A 7,783-nucleotide genomic window follows, 5' to 3' on the forward strand; every position below is an offset into this window, starting at 1 on the left:
GCCCCCGAACCGCCCCGCCCGGCGAAGAGGCACCGGGCCTGGGACGAGGCGCCCCGCTGGCAGATCTACCTCCCGCTGGGCATCTACCTGGTCTTCACCCTCGTCCCGTTCTACTGGATCCTGCTCTTCGCGCTGCGCCCGGCCGGCTCGACCTCGCTGGTGCCCTGGCCGATGACCTTCGACCACTTCGAGAAGGTCTGGACGGACCGCAGCTTCGGCACCTTCTTCTCCAACAGCGTGCTGGTCGGCGTCGCCACCCTGGTCATGACGACCCTGGTCGCCCTGGCCGGCGGCTACGCCCTCGCCCGATTCGACTTCCGCGTCAAGCGGGGCTTCATGCTGGCCCTGCTGTGCTCCCAGTTCGTGCCCGGCGCGCTGCTGCTGGTCCCGCTGTTCGAGATCTTCGCCGAACTGCAGATGATCAACTCCCTCGGCAGCGTCATCATCGCCGAGACGGTCTTCCAGCTGCCGCTGTCGATGATCCTGATCAGCAACTTCATCAAGAACGTGCCGTACTCCCTGGAAGAGGCCGCCTGGGTCGACGGGTGCAACCGGATGAGGGCCTTCCTGGTCGTGGTCCTGCCGCTGCTGCGGCCCGGCCTGATCGCCGTCGGCTCCTTCGCCTTCGTCCACTCCTGGAACCACTTCCTGTTCGCCCTGATGTTCCTCAACAACCAGGAGAAGCAGACCATCCCGGTCGGCCTCAACACCCTGATGAGCGCGGACAGCGTCGACCTCGGCGCGCTCGCCGCGGGCGGCATCATCGCGGCCGTCCCCGTCGTGCTCGTGTTCGCCTTCATCCAGAAGTGGCTGATCACCGGGTTCAGCGCGGGGGCGGTGAAGGGATGACGGCGTTCCCGGCCTCCGAGGCCTCCCCGATGCCCTCGACGCCCTCCCGGACGGGAGTCCGCGAACCCCTGCCCGTCGTCCTCGCCGGCGCCCGCGGCCACGGCCGCTGGCACGTGGCGAACATCCGCCGGCTCCAGGACGAGGGGCTGGTACGGCTCGTCGGGATCTGCGAGCTCACCCCGCTCACCGAGGAGGAGTTCGGCGGTGAACTCCCCGAGCAGTCGGCCGACTTCGGCGCCCTGCTGGAGTCCACCGGCGCCCGGATCGCGATCGTCTGCACACCGATCCCGACCCACACCGACCTGGCCCTGGCGGCGGCCGAGCGGGGCGTGCACCTCCTGCTGGAGAAGCCGCCGGCGCCGTCGTACGCCGAGTTCCGCCGGATGGCCGACGGGGTCGCCGCGGCCGGGGTCGCCTGCCAGATCGGCTTCCAGTCGCTGGGCTCGCACGCCGTGCCCGCGATCCGCGAACTGGTCGCCGAGGGTGCCATCGGCCGGACCGTCGGGATCGGCGGGGCCGGGGCCTGGGTGCGCGACGAGGACTACTTCCGGCGGGCGCCCTGGGCGGGCCGGCGGCGGCTGAACGGCGCCGACGTGGTCGACGGCGCGCTCACCAACCCGCTCGCCCACGCCGTCGCCACCGCCCTCGCGCTCGACGGCAGCACCCGCGCCGAGGACGTCACCGGCATCGAGACCGAGCTGCTGCGCGCCCACGACATCGAGTCCGACGACACCTCCTGCGTCCGCGTCACCACCGCGCGGGGCGGGCCGGTCACCGTCGCCGCGACGCTGTGCGCCGAGCGGGCCGGCGAGCCGTACGTCCTGGTGCACGGCACCAGCGGCCGCATCACCTTCTGGTACAAGCAGGACCGCGTGCTGCTCCAGCGCGCGGACCACGGCCCGGAGGAGTTCGAGTACGGCCGCACCGACCTGCTGGAGAACCTCGTCGCCCACCTCACCGACGGCACCCCCCTGCTGGTCACCCCCGACCGGACGGGCGCCTTCATGAAGGTCGTCGAGGCGATCCGGCAGGCCCCCGACCCGGCCCCGCTGCCCGTCGGCGCCTGGCGCCGCGTCCCCGGCGAGAACCGCCGGGTCGTGCCCGGCGTCGACGGGCTCGTCGCGGCCGCCGCCGACACCCTGTCCCTCTACTCCGAGCTGGGCGCCCCCTGGGCGCGGCCCGCCGAGCACCTGCCGAAAGAGGTGAGCACCCGTTGAGCGGAAACGACTCCACGGTCCTGCGCGTCGCGGGCCGGCCGGTCGGCCGGTACGTCGTCCGGCCCGAGCTGCCGGCCCGGCTCTCCCCGCGCCCGTACCTGCATCCCGTCACCACCCTGGCCGGCACGGCGGTCACCGAGCTGAGCCCCGCCGACCACGCACACCACCTCGGCGTCGGTGTCGCCGTTCCCGACGTCGAGGGGCACAACTTCTGGGGCGGGCGCACCTTCGTCCGCGACCGCGGCCCGACCGAGCTGGACAACCACGGCTCCCAGCGGCACACCGCCTTCCAGCTGCGCGACCCCGACGGCTTCGTCCAGGAGCTGCGCTGGGTCGCCGCACCGGGCGAGCTGCTGCGCGAGCGCCGCACGGTCGCGGCCACCGCACTCACGGACCGCGCCTGGGCGCTGGACCTCACCTTCTCCCTCACCAACGTCACCGCCGCCCCGCTCTCCCTCGGCAGCCCCGCCACCAACGGCCGCCCCGGTGCCGCCTACGGCGGCTTCTTCTGGCGGGCCCGCAAGGAGGAGGCGGCACCGGACGTCTTCACCGCCGGCGCGGAGGGCGAGGAGGCGGTCCACGGCCGCCGCGCGGACTGGCTCGCCCTGGCCGGCTCCACCTGGACGCTGGTCTTCGCCGGGGCCACCGAACCGACCCGGCGCGACCCCTGGTTCGTGCGCACCGCCGAGTACCCGGGCGTCGGCTCCTCCCTCGCCCACGACGCACGGCTGCCGGTCCCGCCCGGCCGGACGGTGGTCCGCCGGATCGTCACCGTCGTCGCCGACGGCCGCCTCGGCCGGGACGAGGCGGCGGCCCTGGTCCGCAAGGCGGTGAGCCCATGACCGCCGGGCGGACGGCCCCCACCTACCGCAACCCGGTCCTGAACGCCGACTGGTCCGACCCGGACGTGATCCGCGTCGGCGACGACTTCTACCTGACCGCCTCCAGCTTCGGCCGCGCCCCCGGACTGCCGCTGCTGCACTCCCGCGACCTGGTCAACTGGACCCTCGTCGGGCACGCTCTCGAACGCCTCGAACCGGAGGCCGAGTTCGCGGAGCCCCGGCACGACTGCGGGGTCTGGGCGCCGTCGCTGCGCCACCACGACGACCGGTTCTGGATCTTCTGGGGCGACCCCGACCGGGGCGTCTTCCAGGTCAACGCCCCCGGGATCCGCGGGCCCTGGACCCGTCCGCACCTGGTGAAGGCCGGCAAGGGCCTGATCGATCCGTGCCCCCTGTGGGACGAGGAGACCGGCGAGGCCTACCTCGTGCACGCCTGGGCGAAGTCCCGCGCCGGCGTCAAGAACCGCCTCACCGGCCACCGGATGCACCCCCACGGCACCGAACTCCTCGACGAGGGCAAGGTGATCGTCGACGCCGACCGCATCCCCGGCTGGTTCACCCTGGAGGGACCCAAGCTCTACCGGCACGACGGCTGGTTCTGGATCCTTGCGCCCGCCGGGGGAGTGGAGACCGGCTGGCAGGGCGCCTTCCGTGCACGGGAGTTCTTCGGGCCGTACGAGGAGAAGGTCGTCCTGGAGCAGAAGGACACCGACGTCAACGGACCCCACCAGGGCGGCTGGGTGCGCACCCCGTCCGGCGAGGACTGGTTCCTGCACTTCCAGCAGCGCGGGGCGTACGGCAGGGTGGTCCACCTCCAGCCGATGCGCTGGGGCCCCGGGGGCTGGCCGGTGATCGGGGACGACGGCGCCCCCGTCACCGAGCACCGCCGCCCCGACCTGCTGCCGCAGCCGCCCGCCGCGCCCGCCACCGACGACGACTTCCCCGGCGGACGCCACGGCCGCCAGTGGCAGTGGACCGCCAATCCCAGGGAGGGCTGGACCACCCAGCACTCCGCCGACGGACTGCGGCTGACCTGTGTCCGCTCCGCCGACGCGCACGACCTGCGCAAGCTGCCCCACGTGCTCACCCAGCGGCTGCCCGGCACCCCGTGCACCGTCGAGGTGGAACTGCGGCTCGACAGCGGGGAGCCCGGCGCGCGGGCCGGCCTCGCGGTCCTCGGGGACGCGTACCGCTGGATCGGGCTCCAGCGGGGCCCGGACGGCACCGTGCACCTGGTGCACCGGTTCGCCGAGGCGGCCGCGGGGCAGGAGCGGGACGCCGATCACCCGCGGCCCGCTCCCGAGGGCCGGGCCCGGCTGCGCGTCGAGGTCGGGGCCGGGGCGCGCTGCCGCTTCTCGTACGACACCGGGGACGGTTTCCGTCCCTCCGGTCAGGTCTTCGCCGCCACCCCCTGGCGCTGGGTCGGTGCCCTGCTCGGCCTGGTCGCCCTCGCGCCCGCGGGTCAGGGGCACGCCGGCGCGGCCGTGTTCACCCAGTTCAGGATCAGCGCCTCGTCCCACGGCTGAGCGCCGCCGGACGACGACCGTCCCCCCACAACGTCACATCCCGTTGGATCCAGAAGAAGAGAGCCGACCAATGAAGATCAGCAATCTCAGAAGCAGCACCGGCAGGCGCCGCACCCCGGCCGCCGTCGCCCTGGGGGCCGTGCTCGCCCTGACCGCCACCGCCTGCGGCGACGACGGCAGCGGAGCGGGCGGCGACAAGGGGGCCGAGGGCGACGGCAAGGGCAAGATCGTCTTCTGGGACAACAACGGCGGTGTCCGCACCGACATCTGGAAGGAGGTCATCGCCGACTTCGAGAAGGCCAACCCGGACATCGACGTCGAGTACGTCGGCATCGCCGCCACCGAGTACCAGTCCAAGGTCGACACCGCCATCCAGGGCGGCGGCCTGCCGGACGTCGGCGGTGTCGGCGCCGCCATGCTCGCGGGCTTCGCCGCGCAGCAGGCGCTCGACCCGCTGGACGACCGCCTGGAGAAGTCCTCCCTGAACGGCAAGCTCAACAAGGACATGGTCGAGTCGCTGCGCGCCGCCGGCGGCGGCGACGACAGGCTCTACTCGGTCCCGACCTCCGCGAACAACGGCGTGCTGTACTACCGCACCGACCTGTTCGAGAAGGCGGGCCTCGAGGAGCCGACGACCTGGGACCGCTTCTACGAGGCCGCCGAGAAGCTCACGAACAAGCGCAAGAACGAGTTCGGCTACACCATCCGCGGCGGCGCCGGCTCCATCGCCCAGGCCCTGGACGCGATGTACGGCCAGTCCGGCATCACCACGTTCTGGGACTCCAGCGGCAAGAGGACCACGGTCAACGACCCGAAGAACGTCGAGGCCCTGGAGAAGTACGCGGGCCTGTTCAAGAAGGTCACTCCCGCGGCCGACCTGAACAACGACTTCACCAAGATGGTCGCGCAGTGGGACTCCGGCACGATCGGCATGCTCAACCACAACCTCGGGTCCTACCAGGACCACGTCAAGGCGCTCGGCGCCGAGAAGTTCCGCGGCATCCCGCAGCCCACCGGCCCCGGCGGCAAGCGGGTCCAGGTCTCCAACCCGGTCGACGGGCTGGGCCTGTTCAAGAGCTCCAAGAACAAGGAGGCCGCCTGGAAGTTCATCGAGTACGCCACCTCGCACGAGGCGAACTCGAAGTTCAACGAGTCGGCCGGACAGGTGCCGTCGCACACGGACGCCGCGAAGGACGCGTGGATCGCGAAGGCGGAGCCGACCAAGCTGGCCGCGGACGCGCTGAACGACGGCTCCACGACCATCGTCCAGCTGCCGTACTACCTGCCGGACTGGAACACGATCTCCAAGGCCGACAACGAGCCGAACTTCCAGAAGGTGCTGAACGGCGACCTGAGCGCGAAGGACTTCCTGGACGGGCTGGCCGAGCAGTTGAACGAGGCGCAGGCGGAGTGGGACGAGCAGATGGGGTGAGTCCGCTCGCGGACCCGCCGCGGGACGGCCCGTCCGCTCCGGGCCGCGGGCCGTCCCCTCCCTGCGGGGAGCCATCCCTCCCCCCACCGACAGGTCCGGGTCTCCCTCCGAAAGGTCCAGGTCCCCCACCGAAAGGCACCGCCCCGTGTCCCTGAGCCGCAGACGGGTCTCCTCGGCCGCGCTCGCCGCCGTTCCCCTCGCCCTCGCCACGACCGGCACCGCGCAGGCCGCCCCCGGCCGCCGCGCCCGCACCCTCCACATCGCCGGCGACTCCACCGCCGCACGGAAGTACGCCGACGCCGCTCCCGAGACCGGGTGGGGCACGGCGCTGCCCTTCTTCCTCCACCGGCACCTGGACGTCGCCAACCACGCCGTGAACGGGCGGAGTTCCAAGAGCTTCGTGGACGAGGGGCGGCTCGAGGCGATCCTCTCCTCCGCCCGGCCCGGGGACCTCCTGCTGGTCCAGTTCGCGCACAACGACGAGAAGGCCACCGATCCGAGCCGCTACACCGAGCCCTGGACGACGTACCAGCAGTACCTGCGGCTGTACGTCGACGGGGCGCGGGCCCGCGGGGTGCGGCCCGTGCTGGCGACCGCCGTGGAACGGCGGCGGTTCGACGCGGGCGGCGACGCCGTGCCGAGCCACGGCGAGTACCCGGCGGCGATGCGGGCGCTGGCGCGCGAGGAGCGGGTGGCGCTGCTCGACGTCCAGGCCCTGTCGCTGGCGCTGTGGCAGGAACTCGGGGCCGAGGAGACCAAGAAGTACTTCAACTGGACGCCCACCGAGCAGGACAACACGCACTTCAACCCGCCGGGCGCGATCGCCGTGGCACGACTGGTCGCCCGGGAGCTGCTGCGCACCCGGGTGCTCGCGCCGCGCGACGTGCGCAGGCTGGACGAGACGGTCCCGGAGTCGTGGATCACCTGGCCGGAGGCCACCGCGTAACACCCCCGAACCCAAGGAGAACAGCACCGTGAACAGAACGAAGTGGCATGCTCATGCCACAGTGAGAACCGCTTCGCTGGCCGGTTGCACCGCCCTGGTGCTGGCCCTGGCCGGCACCGGAGCCCAGGCGCACTCCCCGTCCCCCCACCGCGACCCCGCCCGGCAGACGCTGGCCCCGAACGACGGCTGGGCCGCCCACGGCACCGGCACCACCGGGGGCGCCGCCGCGGACGCCCGGCACGTGTACACCGTGACGAACTGGGCCGAGTTCAAGGCCGCCCTGGCGGACGGCGGCAGCGCGCCGAGGATCATCAAGGTGAAGGGGACCATCGACGCGGTCTCCCAGGGCTGCGAGGCGTTCGCCGCACCCGGCTACGACTTCGGCGCCTACCTCGAGAAGTACTCCCCGCAGGCCTGGGGGTACGAGGAGGACCTGAGCGCCGAGCCCGACGACAGCCCGGAGGGGCTGCGCAGGGTGTCGGCCGCGAACCAGGACCGGGCGATCAAGGTGAACATCCCCGCCGACACCACCCTCATCGGCATCGGCGGGAACGCCGGGATCAAGGGCGCCAGCCTGCAGATCAAGAACGTGGACAACGTCATCGTCCGCAACCTCACCCTCGAGAGCCCGGTCGACTGCTTCCCCCAGTGGGACCCGACCGACGGCGACCGGGGCAACTGGAACTCCGAGTACGACACCGCCGTGGTGTACGGCTCCACGCACGTCTGGTTCGACCACAACACCTTCACCGACGGCGAGCACCCCGACAGCGAGGCACCCGTCCACTTCGGCATGCTGTACCAGCAGCACGACGGACAGCTGGACATCGTCCGGGGCTCCGACTACGTCACCGCCTCCTGGAACGTCTTCACCGAGCACGACAAGACGATCCTGATCGGCAACAGCGACGGCGAGTCCACCGCCGTCGGCGACCGGGGCAAGCTGAAGGTGACGTTCCACCACAACCTGT

General features: G+C 72.2%; 7 protein-coding genes. All 7 read left to right on the top strand.

What is annotated here, in order from left to right; translation table 11 throughout:
- Positions 1-849, top strand: an 849-nt coding sequence (locus B7L92_RS33350) for a carbohydrate ABC transporter permease (protein ID WP_081241011.1), incomplete at its 5' end; no start/stop codon positions are given.
- Positions 850-878: 29 nt separating this feature from the next.
- Positions 879-2,066 carry a Gfo/Idh/MocA family protein gene (locus B7L92_RS33355; RefSeq protein WP_081241016.1) on the top strand — a complete coding sequence of 396 codons (1,188 nt, stop codon included), beginning with the start codon at positions 879-881 and terminating at the stop codon, positions 2,064-2,066.
- Positions 2,063-2,908, top strand: a complete 846-nt coding sequence (locus B7L92_RS33360; RefSeq protein WP_081241012.1) for a DUF6807 domain-containing protein — start codon at positions 2,063-2,065, stop codon at positions 2,906-2,908. The genes B7L92_RS33355 and B7L92_RS33360 overlap by 4 nt, the downstream gene beginning before the upstream one ends.
- Entirely contained in the window at positions 2,905-4,434 is a 1,530-nt protein-coding gene (locus tag B7L92_RS33365; RefSeq protein ID WP_081241013.1) for a glycoside hydrolase family 43 protein, read from the top strand. Before B7L92_RS33360 ends, B7L92_RS33365 begins: the two co-directional genes overlap by 4 nt.
- A 70-nt stretch (positions 4,435-4,504) precedes the next feature.
- Positions 4,505-5,866, top strand: a complete 1,362-nt coding sequence (locus B7L92_RS33370; RefSeq protein WP_081241014.1) for an ABC transporter substrate-binding protein — start codon at positions 4,505-4,507, stop codon at positions 5,864-5,866.
- 145 nt (positions 5,867-6,011) lie between these two features.
- Complete coding sequence (locus B7L92_RS33375) at positions 6,012-6,812, top strand: rhamnogalacturonan acetylesterase (RefSeq protein WP_081241015.1); 801 nt, start codon at positions 6,012-6,014, stop codon at positions 6,810-6,812.
- Positions 6,813-6,840: 28 nt separating this feature from the next.
- On the top strand, positions 6,841-7,783 hold a 943-nt coding region (locus tag B7L92_RS33380), incomplete at its 3' end, for a pectate lyase family protein (protein WP_081241017.1).

The sequence above is a fragment of the Streptomyces viridosporus genome (genome assembly GCF_002078235.1).
Lineage (GTDB): Bacteria > Actinomycetota > Actinomycetes > Streptomycetales > Streptomycetaceae > Streptomyces > Streptomyces viridosporus.

Bases quoted from the DNA above. Each gene is read 5' to 3' on its own strand.
- B7L92_RS33355 (WP_081241016.1), top strand. From the start codon at position 879: ATGCCCTCGACGCCCTCCCGGACGGGAGTCCGCGAACCCCTGCCCGTC.
- B7L92_RS33365 (WP_081241013.1), top strand. From the start codon at position 2,905: ATGACCGCCGGGCGGACGGCCCCCACCTACCGCAACCCGGTCCTGAAC.
- B7L92_RS33370 (WP_081241014.1), top strand. From the start codon at position 4,505: ATGAAGATCAGCAATCTCAGAAGCAGCACCGGCAGGCGCCGCACCCCG.